This is a genomic window from Verrucosispora sp. WMMD1129 (assembly GCF_029581255.1).
In the GTDB taxonomy this organism is placed as follows: Bacteria; Actinomycetota; Actinomycetes; order Mycobacteriales; family Micromonosporaceae; genus Micromonospora; species Micromonospora sediminimaris.
Map to the genome: position 1 here is coordinate 1672366 of NZ_CP120741.1, position 18369 is coordinate 1690734.

Annotated in this window: 16 protein-coding genes and 2 tRNA genes; 8 read left to right on the forward strand and 10 right to left on the reverse strand. The window is 70.8% G+C overall.

Annotated features, from left to right (window positions below; all coding sequences use genetic code 11):
* Positions 1–92 precede the first annotated feature (92 nt).
* Positions 93–1766, forward strand: coding sequence for a GAF domain-containing sensor histidine kinase (locus O7624_RS07515; protein ID WP_093403195.1), 1674 nt, complete (start codon positions 93–95; stop codon positions 1764–1766).
* Between the two features lie 57 nt (positions 1767–1823).
* Here O7624_RS07515 and O7624_RS07520 read toward each other — a convergent pair whose 3' ends face one another.
* Positions 1824–2462 (reverse strand): response regulator transcription factor, encoded by a 639-nt coding sequence (locus O7624_RS07520; RefSeq protein WP_093402900.1) that lies wholly within the window; start codon positions 2460–2462, stop codon positions 1824–1826.
* Positions 2463–2725: 263 nt separating this feature from the next.
* Between O7624_RS07520 and O7624_RS07525 the strand changes: the two genes are divergently transcribed.
* Entirely contained in the window at positions 2726–3700 is a 975-nt protein-coding gene (locus O7624_RS07525) for a nitroreductase (protein WP_282239473.1), read from the forward strand.
* 12 nt (positions 3701–3712) lie between these two features.
* On the opposite strand, the gene O7624_RS07530 is transcribed toward O7624_RS07525, so the two are convergent.
* From O7624_RS07530 to O7624_RS07545, 4 genes are all read right to left on the reverse strand, one after another.
* On the reverse strand, positions 3713–4741 hold the full coding sequence (locus O7624_RS07530) for an NAD-dependent epimerase/dehydratase family protein (protein WP_282239474.1): 1029 nt from the start codon (positions 4739–4741) through the stop codon (positions 3713–3715).
* A gap of 272 nt (positions 4742–5013) precedes the next feature.
* Positions 5014–6027, reverse strand: a complete 1014-nt coding sequence (locus O7624_RS07535) for a LacI family DNA-binding transcriptional regulator (RefSeq protein ID WP_282239475.1) — start codon at positions 6025–6027, stop codon at positions 5014–5016.
* Between the two features lie 129 nt (positions 6028–6156).
* Positions 6157–7194 carry a LacI family DNA-binding transcriptional regulator gene (locus O7624_RS07540; protein ID WP_282239476.1) on the reverse strand — a complete coding sequence of 346 codons (1038 nt, stop codon included), beginning with the start codon at positions 7192–7194 and terminating at the stop codon, positions 6157–6159.
* Positions 7195–7293: 99 nt separating this feature from the next.
* Positions 7294–8586, reverse strand: coding sequence for an extracellular solute-binding protein (locus O7624_RS07545; protein WP_093402897.1), 1293 nt, complete (start codon positions 8584–8586; stop codon positions 7294–7296).
* Positions 8587–8839: 253 nt separating this feature from the next.
* Between O7624_RS07545 and O7624_RS07550 the strand changes: the two genes are divergently transcribed.
* From O7624_RS07550 to O7624_RS07560, 3 genes are all read left to right on the forward strand, one after another.
* Positions 8840–10462 (forward strand): glycoside hydrolase family 43 protein, encoded by a 1623-nt coding sequence (locus O7624_RS07550; RefSeq protein WP_093402896.1) that lies wholly within the window; start codon positions 8840–8842, stop codon positions 10460–10462.
* A gap of 424 nt (positions 10463–10886) precedes the next feature.
* Positions 10887–12080, forward strand: a complete 1194-nt coding sequence (locus tag O7624_RS07555; protein WP_093403193.1) for an endo-1,4-beta-xylanase — start codon at positions 10887–10889, stop codon at positions 12078–12080.
* Positions 12081–12174: 94 nt separating this feature from the next.
* A complete protein-coding gene (locus tag O7624_RS07560) occupies positions 12175–12843 on the forward strand; it encodes a polysaccharide deacetylase family protein (RefSeq protein WP_282239477.1) in 669 nt (222 codons plus the stop codon).
* Between the two features lie 94 nt (positions 12844–12937).
* On the opposite strand, the gene O7624_RS07565 is transcribed toward O7624_RS07560, so the two are convergent.
* Positions 12938–14014, reverse strand: coding sequence for a saccharopine dehydrogenase NADP-binding domain-containing protein (locus O7624_RS07565; RefSeq protein WP_282239478.1), 1077 nt, complete (start codon positions 14012–14014; stop codon positions 12938–12940).
* A gap of 106 nt (positions 14015–14120) precedes the next feature.
* Here O7624_RS07565 and O7624_RS07570 point away from each other — a divergent pair, with 106 nt between their 5' ends.
* Both O7624_RS07570 and O7624_RS07575 read left to right on the forward strand, forming a co-directional pair.
* Complete coding sequence (locus O7624_RS07570) at positions 14121–15068, forward strand: helix-turn-helix domain-containing protein (RefSeq protein ID WP_282239479.1); 948 nt, start codon at positions 14121–14123, stop codon at positions 15066–15068.
* Between the two features lie 249 nt (positions 15069–15317).
* The gene (locus O7624_RS07575; RefSeq protein WP_282239480.1) at positions 15318–15743 is read left to right on the forward strand and encodes a hypothetical protein; all 426 of its coding nucleotides are present in this window, start codon (positions 15318–15320) and stop codon (positions 15741–15743) included.
* A gap of 38 nt (positions 15744–15781) precedes the next feature.
* On the opposite strand, the gene O7624_RS07580 is transcribed toward O7624_RS07575, so the two are convergent.
* Positions 15782–15856: transfer RNA gene (locus O7624_RS07580), tRNA-Val, on the reverse strand.
* Positions 15857–15895: 39 nt separating this feature from the next.
* A tRNA-Gly gene (locus O7624_RS07585) sits at positions 15896–15968 on the reverse strand.
* A gap of 153 nt (positions 15969–16121) precedes the next feature.
* Between O7624_RS07585 and O7624_RS07590 the strand changes: the two genes are divergently transcribed.
* Complete coding sequence (locus O7624_RS07590; protein WP_093402891.1) at positions 16122–16367, forward strand: DUF6458 family protein; 246 nt, start codon at positions 16122–16124, stop codon at positions 16365–16367.
* A gap of 82 nt (positions 16368–16449) precedes the next feature.
* Here the strand turns inward: O7624_RS07590 and O7624_RS07595 are convergent, their stop codons facing one another.
* The gene (locus O7624_RS07595) at positions 16450–17670 is read right to left on the reverse strand and encodes an FAD-dependent monooxygenase (RefSeq protein ID WP_282239481.1); all 1221 of its coding nucleotides are present in this window, start codon (positions 17668–17670) and stop codon (positions 16450–16452) included.
* The gene (locus O7624_RS07600) at positions 17667–18263 is read right to left on the reverse strand and encodes a PadR family transcriptional regulator (RefSeq protein WP_093403192.1); all 597 of its coding nucleotides are present in this window, start codon (positions 18261–18263) and stop codon (positions 17667–17669) included. Before O7624_RS07600 ends, O7624_RS07595 begins: the two co-directional genes overlap by 4 nt.
* Between the last annotated feature and the right edge of the window lie 106 nt (positions 18264–18369).

Genomic DNA, 18369 nt, shown 5'->3' on the forward strand with positions numbered 1-18369 from the left:
CCGCGGGCGTTTCCGCGCCGCCGGTCGCCGGATAGCATCGCCGGGTGACTGTCGGCGCACCCAATCCCCGTCACGAGCCACCGTCGCTCGGCCTGAGCCCGCTCTCCCGGGTCCGCCTGGACGAGCTGCTCCAGGAGATGCTCGATCGTGTCGGCGAGGTGGTGACCAGCCGGGAACGCCTACGGGCGCTGCTCGACGCGGTCGTCGGCATCGGCACCGACCTGGATCTGCGCAGCACCCTGCGGCGCATCGTGCAGGCGGCCTGTGACCTGGCCGGGGCCCGCTACGGCGCGCTCGGGGTGATCGGCCCCGACCGGATGCTGCACGACTTCATCACCCACGGCATCTCCCCCGAGCTGCACGCGAAGATCGGTGACCTGCCGCACGGCCGGGGGGTGCTCGGCCTGCTCATCGACGAACCGAAACCGGTGCGGATGCCGGACATCACCCAGCATCCGAACTCGTACGGCTTTCCGCCGCACCATCCGCCGATGCACACCTTCCTCGGCGTGCCGGTCCGCATCCGCGATCAGGTGTTCGGCAACCTCTACCTCGCCGAGAAGCAGGGCGGCGCCGAGTTCACCGAGGACGACGAGGAGATCGTCGTCGCGCTCGCCGGAGCGGCCGGCGTGGCGATCGAGAACGCCCGGCTGTACGCGCTGGCCAACCGCCGGGAACGCTGGCTCGCCGCCACCGCCGAGATCACCTCGCTGCTGCTCGGCGAGGTGCGCCGCACCGACGCACTGACCCTGGTGGCGCGGCGCGCCCGCGAGGTCGCCGAGGCCGAGCTGGCCCTGGTGCTGCTCTACGACGAGGAGGCGGACCACTTCACCGTCGAGGTCGTCGACGGCGTCGGCGCCCAGGCCCGCGCGCTTGTCGGCACGGTGCTGCCGGCCGCCGACACCAGCTTCGCCGGTCCGGTGACCCAGGGTCGGCACGACTCGGTGGAGGATCTGGCCCACGCCGCGCCGTGGCCGGCGGTGCTGCACACCGGGCCGGCGGTGATCTCTCCGCTGGCCACCGCCGACACCCTGCACGGTGTGCTGGTGATCGCGCACAGCGCCGACCACGGCGGTGCCACCGACGACGACGTGGCCCTGCTGGGCAGCTTCGCCGGTCAGGCGGCGCTGGCCATGGAGCGCGCCCGTGGCCAGGAGGAACGCGAGCAGCTGGTGGTACTGGAGGACCGCGAGCGGATCGCCCGGGACCTGCACGACGTGGTGATCCAGCGGTTGTTCGCCACCGGCCTGCAACTACAGAGCGCGGTGCCGTTGACCGCGCGGCCGGAGGTCGCCAGGCGGATCAACGCCGCGGTCGACGACCTGGACACCACCATCAAGGACATCCGCCGCACCATCTTCGAGCTGCGTACCCCGATGAGCGCGGCGCTGCGCACCGAGATCCGCGAGGCGGTGGAAGCCGCCGCCGAGTCGCTCGGTTTCCGGCCGAGGCTGGAGCTGACCGGGCCGATCGACAGCGCCGTGCCGGACGAGGTCCGCCCCGAGCTCGCCGCCGTGCTCCGCGAGGCGCTGTCCAACGCCGTACGCCACGCCGAGGCCACGGCGGTGTCGGTTGCGGTACGCGTCGACGCCGCCCAGGTGGCCGTCACCGTGACCGACAACGGGGTAGGTTGCGACCCGGCCGCCGCCCGGGGCGGGCTGGTGAACCTGCGCGAACGCGCCGAACGGCACGGCGGCACCTTCGAGGTACGCGGCGCCCAACCGCGCGGCACCGAGCTGCACTGGTCGGTGCCGCTGGTGGCCTGAGCCGCTGCGACCCGCCCGTGACGGGACTGCGCGGGGGGCCGGGCCCGGCGGGTGCGGTCAGTGGGTCTTGCCGAGCAGGCGGGTGGCCAGCACCGCGGCCTGGGTACGGCGTTCCAGGCCGAGCTTGGCCAGCACGCTGGAGACGTAGTTCTTCACCGTCTTCTCGGCCAGGAACATCTTGCTGGCGATCTCCCGGTTGGTCAGCCCCTCGGCGACGTACTCCAGGATGCGCCGCTCCTGCTCGGTGAGGGACTGCAACTCGCGGGGCTGCTCCACGCCGCTGCGGATGCGATCCAGCACCCGGGTGGTGATCGCCGGGTCGAGCAGCGACTGGCCGGCCGCCACCCGGCGTACCGCGTCGACGAGGTCGGTGCCCCGGATCTGCTTGAGCACGTACCCGGAGGCACCAGCCATGATCGCCGCGAAGAGTGCCTCGTCGTCCTCGTACGAGGTGAGGATCAGGCCCTTGATCGAGGAGTCCACGGCCCGGATGTCCCGGCACACGTCGATGCCGTTGCCGTCGGGTAGCCGGGCGTCGAGGATCGCCACGTCGGGCCGCAGCGCCGGAATCCGGCGGGCCGCCTCCTGGGCGGAGCCGGACTCACCGACCACCTCTATGTCGCCACTCGCGTGCAGCAGGTCGGCCAGACCACGACGGACCACCTCGTGGTCGTCAAGCAGAAACACCCGGATCATCCCCCCTTTCTACCCCCTCCCGCCCACCCCCACCCGGGCCAAAAGTCCCAACCTCCCACCCGACCTCCCCACCCACCCCCACCCCCGCTCGGTTGATCAAGAAGTTTGCGTCTCCCTCGGGCCGGATCCCGACCAGAACCTCTTGATCAACCGGACGAGGTCGGGCGGGGGGTCCTGGGGGTTCGGGACGTGTGGCCCTGCTGGGTGAGGGTGTGCGGGGCGCACCGTGGGGAGGTACCAGGCGAATGTGAGGGAGCCCGACCATGGAAACCGGCTACACCGTCGAACAATTGCGGGCCGCCGCGACCGACGCGGTCCGGGCACCGTCCCTGCACAACGTCCAGCCGTGGCGGTTCCGGCTGCGCGACGGCGGGATCGAGGTGCTCCTCGACCCGACCCGGCGGCTGCCCGCCACCGACCCGAGCGGCTGGGGCGCCCGCGTCGCCGGCGGAGCGGCGCTGTTCAACCTGCGCCTCGCCCTGGCGATGGCCGGCGCCCCGGCGACGGTACGACTGCGTCCGTACCCGTCGGAACCGGACGTGCTGGCCCGGCTGGTGCCGGACCTGCCGCGCCGACCCAGCCCCACCGAGCAGAGCCTCTACGCGGCCATTCCACGCCGGTTCAGCAACCGTGCCCCGTTCTGGCCCGACCCGGTCCCGGCCGACTCTCGCTGGCGGCTGGGTGAGGCGGCTCGGACCGAGCACTGCTGGCTGGAGCTGCTCATCGGGGTGAGCGCCGTCAACGCCTTCGCCGAGATCGCTCGCGGCGCACACCGGGTGCTCGAACGCGACCCCGCCTACCGGGCGGAGCGCGAGGCGTGGGTACGCGCCGGAGACGAGCCGGACGGCGTCCCGGTCACCGCCAGCGGTCCCCGGGCCGAGCCGCAGGACCTGCTTCCCTCGCGTGGCTTCGGCGGCACCCAGCGGGCGCCCGGACGGGACTTCGAGCCGGAGCCCCTCGTGGCGGTGCTCGGCTCCGCCGGCAACACCGCCGTCGATCAGGTGGTCGCGGGCCAGGCGTTGCAACGGGTCCTGCTGACCGCCACCGACGCCGGGCTGTCCGTGTCGATGCTGTCGCAACCGATCGAGGTGCCGTCGGCCCGGGAGCAGCTCCGGCTGTCGCTGGGGCGGTTCGGTACGCCGCAGATGGTGATGCGGATCGGGTACGGCCAGCCGGGCTGGCCCACCCCCCGCCGCTCGGTGGACGAGGTGCTGGACCTGCCGGTGCACCTCGCCTGAGGCGACCGGACGTCAGCGAGACGGCACCGGCGGCGGACGGTCGGTGGTCAGGGCGGCGAGCAGGGCGGCCTCCCGGTCCGGGTCCAGGCCGACCGGCTGCCGGGCCGGTCGGCCGGCGCGGGCCGGCACCGAACCCACCCGGCGCAGCCAGGCCCAGGTGTCGACGACGGTCTCGGTCACCGGCCGGCAGCTGAGCCCGTCAGCGTACGCACGGGTGACGTCGATCTGCTGCATCCACCGGTACTCGTGCCCCGGTGGGATCCAGATCGGCAGATCGTTCCACGCTTCCACACCGGCGGCGAGCAGTTGCGCCGGCTCGGCCCAGCGCAGTCGGGCGTCAGCGCCGGTGGCCGTCACGCCGACGGTGAGCAGTTCGCCCATGGTGGTGTGCCCGGGTCGGCTCACCACGTTCACCGCTCCAGCCCGACCGGCGGCCCCGGCGTCCAGCAGGAAGGCCGCCAGGTCGCGGACGTCGACGTACTGCACGGGCAGGTCGGCAGGGCCGGGTGCGAGCACGTCACCGCCCCGGGCGAGACGGTTGAGCCACCACGGCAGCCGGCCGATGTCCTCACCGGGACCGAGGATCAGCCCGGCGCGGGCGAGCAGCACCCGGTCGCCGAGCACCGCGCGGAGGGCCCGCTCGGCACCGGCCTTGAGCGTCGGGTAGTCATCGTCGATGTCGTCCGGGCCGGCGGTCACCAGGGGCGCCTGTTCCGTCACGCCGGCCGGCACCGGTCGGGCGTACACCGAGCCGCTGGAGACGTAGACGTAGTGCCCGGCCCGTTCGGCCAGCGTCCGCGCCGTCGCCTCGGCGGCGCGGGGTGCGCCGTCCCAGGTGTCGACGACGAGATCCCACTCCCCCTCGGCCAGCGCGGCCAACCCGTCGGCGGCGGTGCGGTCACCCAACAGGTGCCGTACGCCAGCCGGGGGCGCCCCGTGCCGCCCCCGGTTGAACGCCGTCACCGCCCAGCCCCGGTGGATCGCCTCGGCGACCACCGCCCCGCCCACGAATCCCGAGCCGCCCAGTACGAGGAGTTTCATGTGAGCCACCCTGCCCGTTGTCGGCGGCGTCGGGGTGGCTCGTTCACCGTCAGCGGATCTGCCAACGGCAGAAACCGGCGACGACCTGTGCAGGGCCGGGTGGAAGGTGGGTGCCGTGTCCGGCGGGCGGCGTGGGCGTCCGCCGGACACGGCCGGGCGGTGCCGCGGGCACGGCGGGCACCACCAGCCAGTTCCTTGGTGAAAAGGACGGCGAGTCCCATCGTCGGCCCCACCGGATGCGGCGTCAACAACTTCCGGAAAAATATCGATAGCTAGTGCGGTGCCGCGCTGTCCCGGATGACGAGTTCGGTGGCGAGTTCCACCCGGGGGCTCTCCACCTGCTCGCCTCGGGCCAGCCGCAACACCGTCCGCGCCGCCAGCATGCCCATCTCGGCCAGCGGCTGACGCACCGTGGTCAACGGCGGCGAGCACCACCGCACCTCCGGCAGGTCGTCGAAACCCACCACGCTGACGTCGTCCGGTACACGCAGCCCGCGCTGCCGGACCGCCTCGTACACGCCCAGCGCCATCTGGTCGCTCGACGCGAAGATCGCCGTCGGCGGCTCGGTCAGCCCCAGCAACCGCACCCCGCCGTTGAAACCGGCCTCGTGGTAGAAGTCGCCCGGGCAGACCAGGTCCTCGTCGAAGGACAGCCCGGCGGCTTCCAGGGCCGCCCGGTAGCCGTCCATCCGGGCCCGGCTGCACATCAACTGCGGCGGCCCGGCGATGAACCCGATCCGCCGATGCCCCAACCCGATCAGATACTCGGTCGCCCGCAGGCCCCCAGCCCAGTTGGTGGCACCGATCGTCGTCGCTTCCCGGGCCGGCAGGCCGTCCGCGTCGACGATCACCACCGGGATGCTCAGCCGGCGCAGCTCGGCCTGCAAGGGTGGCTCGACCATCGAGGTCACGAAGATCACGCCCTCGGTGCCCCGGCGGCGCATGCCGTCGAGCCACTGCTCCGCGGAGGAGGTCTGCCGGTGGATGGCCGACACGACGGTGCCCACCCCGGCGGCGTGCGCCACATCCTCCACACCCCGGATGATCTCCACCGCCCACGGACTGTCCAGGTCGTTGAAAACCAGATCCACCAACCCCGAACTCGCCCGCATACTCGGCGGCCGACGCCGGTAACCATGCCGCGTCAGCAACTCCTCCACCCGCTCACGGGTCTGCGGAGCCACATCCGAACGACCATTGATCACCCGGGACACCGTCGGCACCGACACCCCCGCCAGGTCCGCTATCGCGGAAATTGTGATCTTCCGGGTGTCTCTGGCAACCACGGCACTCCCCACCCAACCGGTACGGCGACAGCCCGCACCATCGCCCCGGGGCGGCCAGGACGGGCAACCGGCCGCCCGCCCACACCCTAGTGCCGGAAATTTCACTCGACTATCGGTAGTTGGCGCAGTTCACTCCGAGGACCCCCGATCGGCACGCGGCGCGGCCGCGCTGTCCCGGATGACGAGCTCGGTGGCGAGTTCCACCCGAGGGCTCTCCACCTTCTCACCACGGGCCAGCCGCAACACCGTCCGCGCCGCCAGCATGCCCATCTCGGCCAGCGGCTGACGCACCGTGGTCAACGGCGGCGAGCACCACCGCACCTCCGGCAGGTCGTCGAAACCCACCACGCTGACGTCATCCGGCATCCGCAGCCCGCGCTGCCGGACCGCCTCGTACACGCCCAGCGCCATCTGGTCGCTCGACGCGAAGATCGCCGTCGGCGGCTCGGTCAGCCCCAGCAACCGCACCCCGCCGGAGAAACCGGCCTCGTGGTAGAAGTTGCCGGCCTGGATCAACCGGTCGTCTATCGGGATCCCGGCGGTTTCCAGGGCGGCCCGGTAGCCGTCCATCCGGGCCCGGCTGCACATCAACTGCGGCGGCCCGGCGATGAACCCGATCCGCCGATGCCCCAACCCGATCAGATACTCGGTCGCCCGCAGGCTTCCCGCCCAGTTGGTGGCACCGATGGTCGGCGCGTCCTGGGCGGGGACACCCGCCGGGTCGACGATCACGGCCGGGATGTTCAGCCGGCGCAACTCGGCCTGCTGCGGCGGTTCGAGGGTGGAGGTCACGAAGATGACCCCCTCGGTGGACCGGGTCCGGATGTTGTCCAACCACTGCTTCGCCGAGGACGAGCGTCGGTGGATGGCCGACACGACGGTGCCCACCCCGGCGGCGTGCGCCACATCCTCCACACCCCGGATGATCTCCACCGCCCACGGACTGTCCAGGTCGTTGAAAACCAGATCCACCAACCCCGAACTCGCCCGCATACTCGGCGGCCGACGCCGGTAACCATGCCGCGTCAGCAACTCCTCCACCCGCTCACGGGTCTGCGGAGCCACATCCGAACGACCATTGATCACCCGGGACACCGTCGGCACCGACACCCCCGCCAGGCGGGCGATGGCCGCGATGGTCACTGTCCGGTTGTCGTTGGCAGCCATGCGCCCTCCCTACTTCGCTCAACCCTCACCGCCGCCGGCAGGAGCGCCGACAGGCTGACGTACGGCGACGGCGCGGTGCCCGAGCGCCGGCGACGCCCGCTACTGCTTCTTCGCGACCCTGGTGATGTCCTTGACGATCTGGTCCGGCCGCTTCGTGCCGGCGATCAGCTGTGCCACACTCTCGTTCACCTGCTGACCCACCGCTGGCGGGTACGCCTGGTCGAGGTAGAGCTGGAAGCCGGTCGCGATGCCCAGGTTCGCCGCCACGACCTGGTTGTTCAGGTCCTTGATCCCGCCGACCGCGGCCTGGTTGGTGGGCAGCACCGCGCCGGTCTGTGCGGCCCGGCGCTGGTTCCTCGCCTGCAGCAGCGTCCGCAGGAACTCCACGGTTGCGGGCGGTGCGTCGCGGCCGACCACGAAGCCGTTGCCGCCACCGAACGCGTCGGTGGCCGAGCCCTTGCCGTCCTCGACGGCCGGGAAGGGGAAGAAGGCGAGGCGGTCACCGAGGCCGCGCTTGCTGGTCGAGGAGGACGCCTGCACCGACGGTGCCCACTGGCCCATCAGCTCCATGGCGGCCTCCTCGTTGCCCATCGTCGCGGCCTGTCCGGTCTCGGACCCGTACTCCGCGCGCAGGTAGCCCTTCTGGAACGGCTGCATGTCGACAAGTTCCCGGAGGCGTTCGCCAGCGGCGATGAAGACCGGCGTGTCGAAGTTGCGGTCCTCGGCCGCGCGCTGCAGCGCCTCGAGACCGCCGATCCGCATCGCCAGGTACGCCCAGTAGTAGTGCCCGGGCCACTTGTCCTTGCCGCCGAGCGCGATCGGAGCGATGTTGACGGCCTTGAGCTTGTTGACCACTTCCAGCAACTCGCCCCAGGTCTTCGGCGGCGTCTCGATGTTGGCCTTGGCGAAGTGGTCCCGGTTGTACCAGAAGCCGACCATGCCGATGTCGAACGGAATTCCGTAGATCTTGTCGTTCACCGTGTACGGCTGCAACGAGGCGGGCAGCAGCTGACCGATCCAACCCTGGACCTCGCTGGTGATGTCCTTGACCAGGCCGGCCTCGACCTGCTGTTGCAGTGCTCCGCCGCCCCACGACTGGAACAGGTCCGGTGGCATCGCCGCCTCGACCGCCCCGTTCAGCTTGGTCTTGAACGCCTCGACCTCCAACGGCTGTACCTCGACGGTGACGTGGGTGTGCTCGTTCTCGTACTGCCGAGCCAGGTCTGCCCAGACGCTGAGCATCGGCTCGGCGTCCTGGACGTGCCACCATCTGATCTTCTGCGGGTTCGCGGAAGCGCCGCTGTCCCCATCCCCGCAGGCGCCGAGCAGGAGTGCGCCGGCGCCCGCGCCGGCCAACCCCAGCAGCGACCGGCGGGAGAGGTGCGATGTCATGGTTCATCCCTTCGGGGAGGCGTAGTTACGCGGAGGGAACACCACCGCACTCAGCGGCGGCCATGAAAACGGGATCGCAAGTTTCGCTTCGATACCGGTATTTTCGACGTGATGGCCGGCACGTTACGACGGGCTTGCGTCGCCGGTCAAGGGGGTGTCGCGAGGGGACGCCAGCCGATACCGTGAGCGCAATCTTGGCACTTCCGGAGTATTTCCGGGAATTAACCGGGATCGTGACCTGAAGGAGTCGAACATGTCGACCGAGATCGCAGACGTGGCTATCGCCCGGTCGATCCGCAACCCCGTCCTCACCGGCTTCCATCCGGATCCGTCCATCCTGCGGGTCGATGACGACTACTATCTGGCGACCTCGACGTTCGAGTGGTACCCCGGCGTACGGGTGCACCACTCGAAGGATCTCGTCCACTGGCGGGAGCTCGGCGGGATCATCACCGAACGACGCCTGCTCGACCTGCGCGGGTGCGGCGACTCCAACGGGATCTGGGCACCCGACCTCACATACCACGACGGACTGTTCTACCTGGTCTACAGCGACGTCGCCAGCTTCGCCAGCGGTTACTGGGACGCACAGAACTTCCTCACCACCGCGCCGACCATCACGGGACCATGGTCGGACCCGGTACGGCTGCACTCGCACGGCTTCGACGCCGCGCTGTTCCACGACGACGACGGCACCTCCTGGCTGCTGGCGATGAGTGCTGACTGGCGGCCGGGGCGTGACCGCTTCGGTGGCATCGAGATTCAGCAGTATGACCCGGCCCGACGGCAACTGGTCGGCCGACCCCGGATCATCTTCACCGGCACCGAGGTGGGGCTGACCGAGGGACCGCACCTCTACCGGCACGACGGCTGGTACTGGCTGGTCACCGCCGAGGGCGGCACCAGCTGGGAGCACCAGGTCACCGTGGCCCGGTCGCGAGAGCTGTTCGGGCCGTACGAGGTGGACCCGGCCGGGCCCCTGCTCACCTCTGTCGGCCGGCCGGAGCTGACGCTGCAGAAGGCCGGCCACGGCAGTCTGGTCCGCACCCAGCGTGGTGAGTGGTATTTGGCCCACCTGGTGGCCCGTCCCTACACGCCCCTCGGCAACTGCGTGCTCGGGCGGGAAACCGCGCTCCAGAAGGTCGACTGGTCACCGGGGGGCTGGCCGTGCGTGTCCGGCCGGGTGCCGGCCGACGAGATCCCCGCCCCGGACCTGCCGGCCCATCCGTGGCCCGACGAGCCGGCCACCGACCACTTCGACGCTCCGCAGCTGGGCGCCGGCTGGTCGACCCTGCGCCGACCGGCGACGGACGACTGGATCGACCTGCGCTCCCGCCCGTCGCACCTGCGGGTGCACGGTGGCCAGTCCCCCGTCGGTAAGCAGACGCCTAGCCTGGTGGCACGACCGGTGGGTGCGGTCCATTGCTCGCTGGAGACCGTCGTCGAGTTCGACCCGGGCGACCATCGGCACCTGGCGGGCATCACCGGCTACTACAACACTGAGAACTGGCACCACCTCTACCTGACCCGGGCCGACGACGGACGGTCGGTGCTGGAGCTGCTCAGCTGCGACGGTGGCCACCGCACCGCGTACCCGCACCTGACCGTCGACACCGGCGGCCGGCTGCGGGTGGGCCTGCGGGTCACCTTCGACGGCCCGGTACTGCACTTCGCGTACGACCTCGGTGACGGTTGGCGGCGACTGCCGGTGGAACTGGACGCCACCATCCTGTCGGACGAACACGCGGCCCGGATCGTCGACGGCGAACCGGCGGCCTGGGGCTTCACCGGTGCCCTGCTCGGCCTCTGGGTGCAGGACATCGGCGGCGACGGGCGCTACGCCGACTTCGATCACGCCACCTATCTCGAACACTGATCCTCATCGACCGGCGACGTACGCCGTCCGACCGACCTGCCCCCGGCGGGCCCTAGCCCCGGGCCGGCTCGACCCCGTCCACGGAACCCGCGGGAGCGAGCCGGCCCGGCCACTTCGTACGGGGCAGGGCGCCGATCCGAGGGCACGGAGCCGAGGTTGGATCCGGAAGTTTCCGGTTGTAAACCGGACGTTCCAGCAGTGCACACGGGCTGCTTCCGGAAGTTTTCGTGGTTGACTGCGGCCATCGATGGCCCTAACGTTTCGACCAAGTTACCGATCGACATCCGGAAAAATATCGGCGCCCTCCGCGACCACGTGACACCTCCGGCCATGGCGCCGCGCACCGCTGCCAACCTGCTCAGCACCGGCCCGAACCGGCGCTTCATGATCGACCTATGTCGATTGAGGATCGAGAGGAATGCAGATGAAGTTGAGACGGTGGATGGCCGTCGGAGCGGTCGCCGTCGCGACCGCTGCGACTTTGAACATGGTGCCGGCCACGGCCGGCCGGCCGTACGACCCGACCGCGAAGACCCTGGGCGCCCTCGGCCTGCGTCACGGCCTACAGATCGGCACCGCGGTCAGCGCGGACGCCCTCAATGACAGCGCTGACCCGGAGTACCGCAAGATCGCCGGATCCGAGTTCGTCTCGGTCACCGCCGAGAACGCCATGAAGTGGGAGAGCCTCGAACCCACCCGCGGCACCTACAACTGGGAGCCGGCCGACCAGCTCATCAACTTCGCCAAGCGCAACCGCCAGAGCGTACGAGGTCACGTGCTCGTCTGGCACAACCAGCTGCCGCAGTGGCTGACCGAAGGGGTCGCCGACGGCTCCATCAGCAAGCAGGAGCTGCGCGAGCTGCTGCGCAAGCACATCACCACGGTGGTCAAGCGCTACAAGGGCAAGATCTGGCAGTGGGACGTCGTCAACGAGGCGGTCAGCGACCCCTGGGACACTCCGCCCACCCTGCACTACAAGGGTTTCTGGGCCGAGAACCTCGGGCCCGACTACATCGCTGACGCGTTCCGGTGGGCCCGCGCCGCCGATCCCAAGGCGCTGCTGTTCTACAACGACTACAACATCGAGGCGTTCGGCTCCGGCAACCCGGCCGACGACAAGACCCAGTTCGTCTACGACATGGTCAAGCGGCTGCGTTCCCAGGGCGTACCGATCGACGGTGTCGGCGCGCAGGGCCACCTCGGCACCCAGTACGGCAACTTCAACACCTTCCAGGTGACCGAGGCGCTGAAGAAGTTCACCTCGCTCGGGGTGGCGACCGCGTTCACCGAGGTGGACGTCCGCAGCCAGATGACCGAGGCGGTCCAGGCCGGCAACTCCGAGGAGATCAACCCCCGGTTGCAGGCGTCGGCCGCCAACCACAGCGTGCTGATGAAGGCCTGCCTGGCCGTGCGCAGCTGCCTCTCGTACACCGTCTGGGGCTTCAGCGACAAGCACTCCTGGGTGCCGGGCTGGTTCGACGACCCGCCGGAGGGCCTGGCCACCATCATGGACGAGAACTACCAGCCAAAGCTGGCCTACCACGAGATCAAGTCCGACCTGATCCTCGCCGGCCCGCCGTACGTCCTGCCCCGCATCGCACCCAAGCCCCGCCGCTGACCCTCGTCCCGGCGGGCGGACCAGCCATCCACCACCAGCGGGCCGTGTGGGGCGCCAAGCGCCCCACACGGCCCACCAGCGGAAGGTCCGATCGATGTCGTCCACCACGCAGCCCCTGCGTCCCCCGCCTGCCGCGTCCAGGCTGGGCGTCGGACCGCCACCGGTACGGCCCACCGAGGTGATCGGCACCGAACGGGTCGTCTGCCTCACCTTCGATGACGGACCGCACCCGGAGCACACCCCGCACCTGCTCGACATCTTGGCCGCCCACGACGTCCGGGCGGTCTTCTTCCTTCAGGGCGACCGGGTCATCGAGCACCCCGGGCTGGTGCGCCGGATCGTCGCGGCCGGGCATGCGCTGGGCAACCACAGCATGCACCACGACGACATGGGCGCCTGGGCCGCCGGGCGGATCGCCTCGGACCTGCTGGAGACCAACGCCGTCATCCGGCACGCCGTCCCGCACGTCCGGGTCCCCTACTTCCGGGCACCGTACGGGGCCTGGGGCCAGACGCCCGGCGTGGCCACGGCGCTGGGGATGCGACCGATGGGCTGGCGGCTCGCCGTGACCGACTGGGAACCGCCCGGCACCGACGAGTTGCTGCGACGCCTCATTGAGGGCGTCGCCCCGGGCGCGGTGGTGCTGCTGCATGACGGCGGCGGCGACCGCAGCCAGACCGTCGACGCCGTCGACCGGGCCATCCCCGCCCTGCACGCGGACGGCTGGCGCTTCGCCCTGCCCACCAGCGCCGACGGCCGCTGAGGCCGCCGACCGGTAATCGGCCCGTCGGGACCGCTGCGGTGGCTCCGTCCGGAGCAGGTCCACGCTCGACGGTGACCGACCATTTGGCCGCCGATCATCGCGGGCGGGACGACCCCGGACCGAGGCCCACCGGCGCGGGTTCGGACGGAACATGCAGCGACAGGCACGGGGACAGGGCGGCGAGGAAATCTGGCGCGTCGAACATCGCGCCCGCCGAGGCGACGCCGACGGCCCTGGTCCGGCCGGTGAGGATGCGGTCGACGGCCTCCACCGCGAGGGGCGCGCTGATCGCGTAGATGTCCTGACCCGTCGCCGCCAGGCGCCGGTGCGTACCGCCGGCTCGGACGAGAACGTCGACGACGAAGGTCTGCGCGGATCGGCCGCGCTCATCGACCGGGGTAGGCCTCGACGCGTCCGCAGCGGACAGGTCCGCCGCCGCAGTGGCCGCCATGTAGGTGCGCACCCTGGGGACGGTCAGGTGGCTGGGCACGGTGACGACGTCGGCCATCGTGAAGTCCCCGATGACCCGTTGCCGGCCCAGCGGAGCCGGGAAGGGCCACTCCAGGCTCGGCAGCGCGTCGTCGTGGTACTCCAGTTGCCCGCCCGTGTAGCGGACCCGGCGGTCACCTCGCCGCCGTGCCGACACCGCGCCCGACGCGCGAGTTCCGGGGGTGGGTCGCCAACTGCTCAGGCCGTAGGCGATGTGCACCTCGTCCGCCGCCGCCGCGTCGTCCAGAACGGTGGTGACCAACAGGTCGCCGAGACCGCCGAAGAAGGCCATCGCCGGGACCACCGCGATGCCCGCGGCGCGGGCCGGTGCCGCGAAGCGCCGGAACGTGTCCAGGTTCGCCTCGATCTCCGCAGCCACGTCGACGTACGGGATGCCGGCGCGCAGCGCCGCCGCCACCAGCGCGGCGGCGGTGGAGGCGAACGGCCCGGCACAGTTGATCACAGCGGTCGCGCCGTGCAGCGCGCGCTCGAGGGAGGCCGGATCGTCGACCGCCGCCTGTCGCGTTTCCAGCCCCGGTCGGGTCCGCGCCAACGCCAGCAGCTTGTCCTGGTCGCGGCCGAGCAGCAGCGGCACGTACCCACGCTCGCACAACTCCGCCACCACGAACCGGCCGGTGTGCCCGTACGCGCCGAACACCGCCACCTCTCGCCCCGCTCCCATGCCTGCCCCCTGCTCGCCGTTCCACGTGATCTTCTGGGCATGACTCTGCCGGGGCCGACGAGGCGGGACGAGAGTCCGGAACGACACGGCCCGTACAATTTCCGACATGAGCGTCGCCCCGCACTCCGTCGCGATCGCCGCCACCGACGGGATGCTGCACTTCGAACTGGCGCTGGCCTGCGAAGTCTTCGGCTCCGCGCCGGACGCCGTGCCCGGCCCCTGGTACAACGCCCAGGTGTGTGGCACGCGCCCCGTCCACGTCGGCCGGTTCCTGCTGAAGCCGGACCATGGGCTCGACCGGTTGGCAGCCGCCGACACCATGATCGTTCCCGCCCTGGTGGACGTCGAAAAGGAGCCTCCCGGCGAGCTGGTCGAGGCGGTGCGTACGGCGTACGAATCGGGTGCGCGGGTGGTCTCCCTCTGCACGGGCGTGTTCGTGCTGGCCGCCGCCGGCCTGCTGGACGGGCGGCGGGCGACGACGCACTGGGCCCACACCCGGGAGCTGGCCGCGCGCTATCCGAGGGTGACTGTCGACCCGGACGTGCTCTACGTCGACAACGGCCGCGTGCTCACCTCCGCCGGCAAGGCCGCGGCCATGGACCTGTGCCTGCACCTGGTCCGCCGCGATCACGGCCCGGCGATCGCCAACGTGGTCGCCCGCCGCCTGGTCGTGCCACCGCACCGGGCCGGTGGTCAGGCCCAGTTCGTCAGCACACCGGTACCCGCCCGGGACGGCCGTCCCCTGACCGAGCTGCTTCCCTGGGTGATGCGCCGCCTGGACCAGCCGCTCACCGTCGAGGATCTGGCCCGCCAGGCGAGTCTCAGCTCCCGCCAGCTGACCCGCCAGTTCCGCTCGGTGACCGGCACGACCCCGCTCCAGTGGCTGCTGACGCAGCGGATCCGTCGCGCACAGGAGCTGCTGGAGAGCACCGACGACAGCATCGACACCATCGCCTCGGCCGCCGGCATGGGGACGGCGACCACGTTGCGCCGGCACTTCCACCGCGTGATCGGCGTACCACCGGACACCTATCGGCGGACCTTCCGAGCCTGAGCGCCAGCGCGGCTGTGCGCTGCCGGCGATATACAACACTGCTGGTGGACGGCCCGGATCGAAGATCCAGGGCGCGACTCGAATCGGCTGGACCGAATGCGGCACAACCCGAAACCGCATTCCCGTACCAGCCGGCATTCGGTTTGTCGATCCTGCTGAAGCGAGTTCGTCCGGGTAGCTGGCGGGATCGACCCCCATGGACCCGACGGCAAGACTCAGTGCATCCATTCGCGACTGAGGGAGTTCCTCGTGCGTAGACCATCGTTGTTACGGCGCGCTGCCATCGCGGCCGCGCTGTCCCTGGCTGTGTCCGGCGGAGTCGTCGCCACGGCGGCCGCACCCGCACAAGCGGTGAGCATGACCAGCTGCAAGCAGGCAGCGAAGAAGATTCTCAAGTGGCTGCGTCTCGTGGACACGGCCGCGCACAGCAACAACCCCGACGACCGGGTGTCGCGCAACGACCTGTCGGCCGTCGGCTACTGGTATCCCCACGTTGTCATGCCCAGCGATCCGGTCGAGCGGCAGGAGTTGCAGGATTCCTCGATGGCGATGCTCACCAGAGGTTGGTTTGAGGTAGTTGACGGGATCCGCGCCAACGGCAGGCTCGACGGCATAGCGAACAGGCAGGACTGGCAGTCGGCCGCCAACGATGACACATATGCCTGCGCAGCTTGAGGTGCTGGCGGGTGGTGCGCTCGGAGGCCAGCGAGTGCTGGTGGGCGATACTGGGTTTGAACCAGTGACCTCTTCCGTGTCAAGGAAGCGCGCTCCCACTGCGCCAATCGCCCGTGGAGACCGGCGGCACCCCAGGGTGCGGCCGGACCGCGAGCGGACGACGGGATTCGAACCCGCGACCCTCACCTTGGCAAGGTGATGCGCTACCAGCTGCGCTACGTCCGCACTGCCTCCGGCTGTGCCGGCGACGGGGCAACTCTACCCGATGACAAGATCGCCGGAGGCGCCGCCCCCGACCGCCGGTGATTGCGCCGCTCCCGACCCGGGTACAGAGCCCTCCCGACAGCACACCGCACCCCCCGGACAAAGGAGGCTGTCATGGGTATCGGCACCAGCATTTTCCTGTTGGCGCTCGGCGCCATCCTCACCTTCGCGGTCAACGCCAGCATCGGCGGGCTCGATTTGGACGTGGTCGGCTGGATCCTGATGGCCGCCGGCGTGCTCGGCCTGATCCTGACCACGCTCGTCTGGGGCCGCCGTCGCCAGACGGTCGCCACCACCACGGAGGAGCCGGTGGAGTACCGCCGGGTCGAGGAGCGGCGGGACGTCGCGCCGCCGATGTGACCGGCTGCGGGCGGTGGCGGTCACCGGACGGTGCCGCCACCGCCACGCGTCGGCGACCCGGCGCGGCGCGCGGCTCATCGACTCAGGAGCGGCCGGCGGCGAGTTCCGTGGCGACCGGCGCGTCCCAGTCGATCCGGTAGCGCTGCTCCGGGCCGAGCATCCGCTCCGGGTCGAGGAAGGTACGCAACGCCAACGGCATCATGAGCCGCATCATCCGCTTCGCGACCGGGCCGACCGTCTTGGTGGACGTCGTCTGCCGTCCCCGCCGGAGCACCTTCTCGACCCGCCCACGGCGCAGCCGCTCGTACGCGTCGAACGCGGCCGGCACGTCGGGGTGGTCCCGCAGGCAGCGGGCCAACTGCACGGCGCTCTCCACGGCCAGTGACGCGCCCTGGCCGGAACTCGGTGACGGCGCGTGCACCGCGTCGCCCACAAGCGCCATCCGACCGTCGTGCCAACGCGGCACCGACGGCATGCTCTCGATCGATCCGATGGCCACCAGGTCGTCCGGCTCGGTGTGGGCGAGCACCTGCCGGGCCGGCACGTCGTCGGCAAACACCTCGCGGAGCCGGTGCAACCACTGCGATCGCGGAATCTGGCTCGCCTCGGCGTAGCTGGTCGGTCGGTGATCCGGCACGTTGGCGAACCAGGCCGTGCGACCGTCGGGCTGCACCCAGTAGCCGAAGAAGGCACGGGAACCGAAGACGAAGTACATCGCCTCCGGATCGGCGTCGGGCACCGCGTACCGGGCCGCGCCACCGAGGTTCAGCAGGGGCAGCACCTGCGGCCCGGGTGCCTGCGGGTCGATGAGCGTACGCACCCGGGAGCGGATGCCGTCCGCGCCGATCAGCACGTCGGCGCTGGCCGTGGAGCCGTCCGCGAACCGGGCGAACACGCCGTCGGCGCGCTGTTCGGCGTCGACCAGTCGCTTGTCGTACACGATGCGCACGCCCTGCGCCTCGGCCCGTTCGCGCAGCACCCGGGCCAGGTCGTCACGCCACAGCCCCAGCGTGACCGGTTCCACCGCCACGTGCGGGAAGGCGCCGATGCGGCCTCCGCGACCGTCGGTGACCACGGTCCGTCGCATGGGCAGCCCCACTTCCTCGACGGCCCGCTCGGCATCGACCCAGCGCAACGCGGCCAGGCCGTTGGGTGCCATGGTCAGGGTGACTCCGCTCCCCTCGGCCGCCGACGGGTACGCCTCGTGGACCGTGGCCTCGATCCCGGCCCGGCCCAGCGCCATCGCGGTAACCGGCCCGGCAATCCCGCCACCGATCACCAGCGCGGTTCGGACGGATGTCATGCGCGACCCCCCATGGTCTCCTGCCAGGACTTCGCATAGTCCGGCTGCTTGAGTGACTCGATCAGCTCGGTGACGAACCGGCGCTCGGCCTCCAGCAACGCGAGCGCGTACTGCTCCTCGACCAGGAAGATCCAGGCGACGCCGTCGGCGCGGGCCTCCTCCATGGTCGTGCGGGTCTCCTCGATCCGGCCGGCCAGCGCCGCCGACCGGCGGCGCAGCACCTCGACCGCCTCGTCGGGCGGGAGCAGGCTGAGCAGCGACAGGGCGACGGCGAAGTGCGGATATTCGTCGCGGGGCTGGGCGAGCAGGGAGCGCAGCCAGTCGTGCACCTCGTGCCGGCCCTCTTCGGTGATCGCGTACACCGTGCGCTCGGGGCGGGCGCTGTCCCGGACCGTCTCCTGCGCGGTGACGAACCCGGCCCGGGCGAGCTGTTCGATGACCATGTAAAGGGAGCTGCGGGTGTACCGGATGAGCTTGTCCTGACCGGTCTGCTTGAGCCGTCGACCCAGCTCGTAGGGGTGCATCGGCTCCCACATCAGCCAGGCCAGCACGGCCAGGGCCAGCGGGTTGGGCACTCTCCGACGTCGGTCCACCACCACTCCCTTAGTCAATGCTGACTATGCAGGACTGACCAATGGAGCGTCAACCCGCTCACGCGGGGGTACGACTGAGACATGGGAAAGGCCCGCTACCGGATCT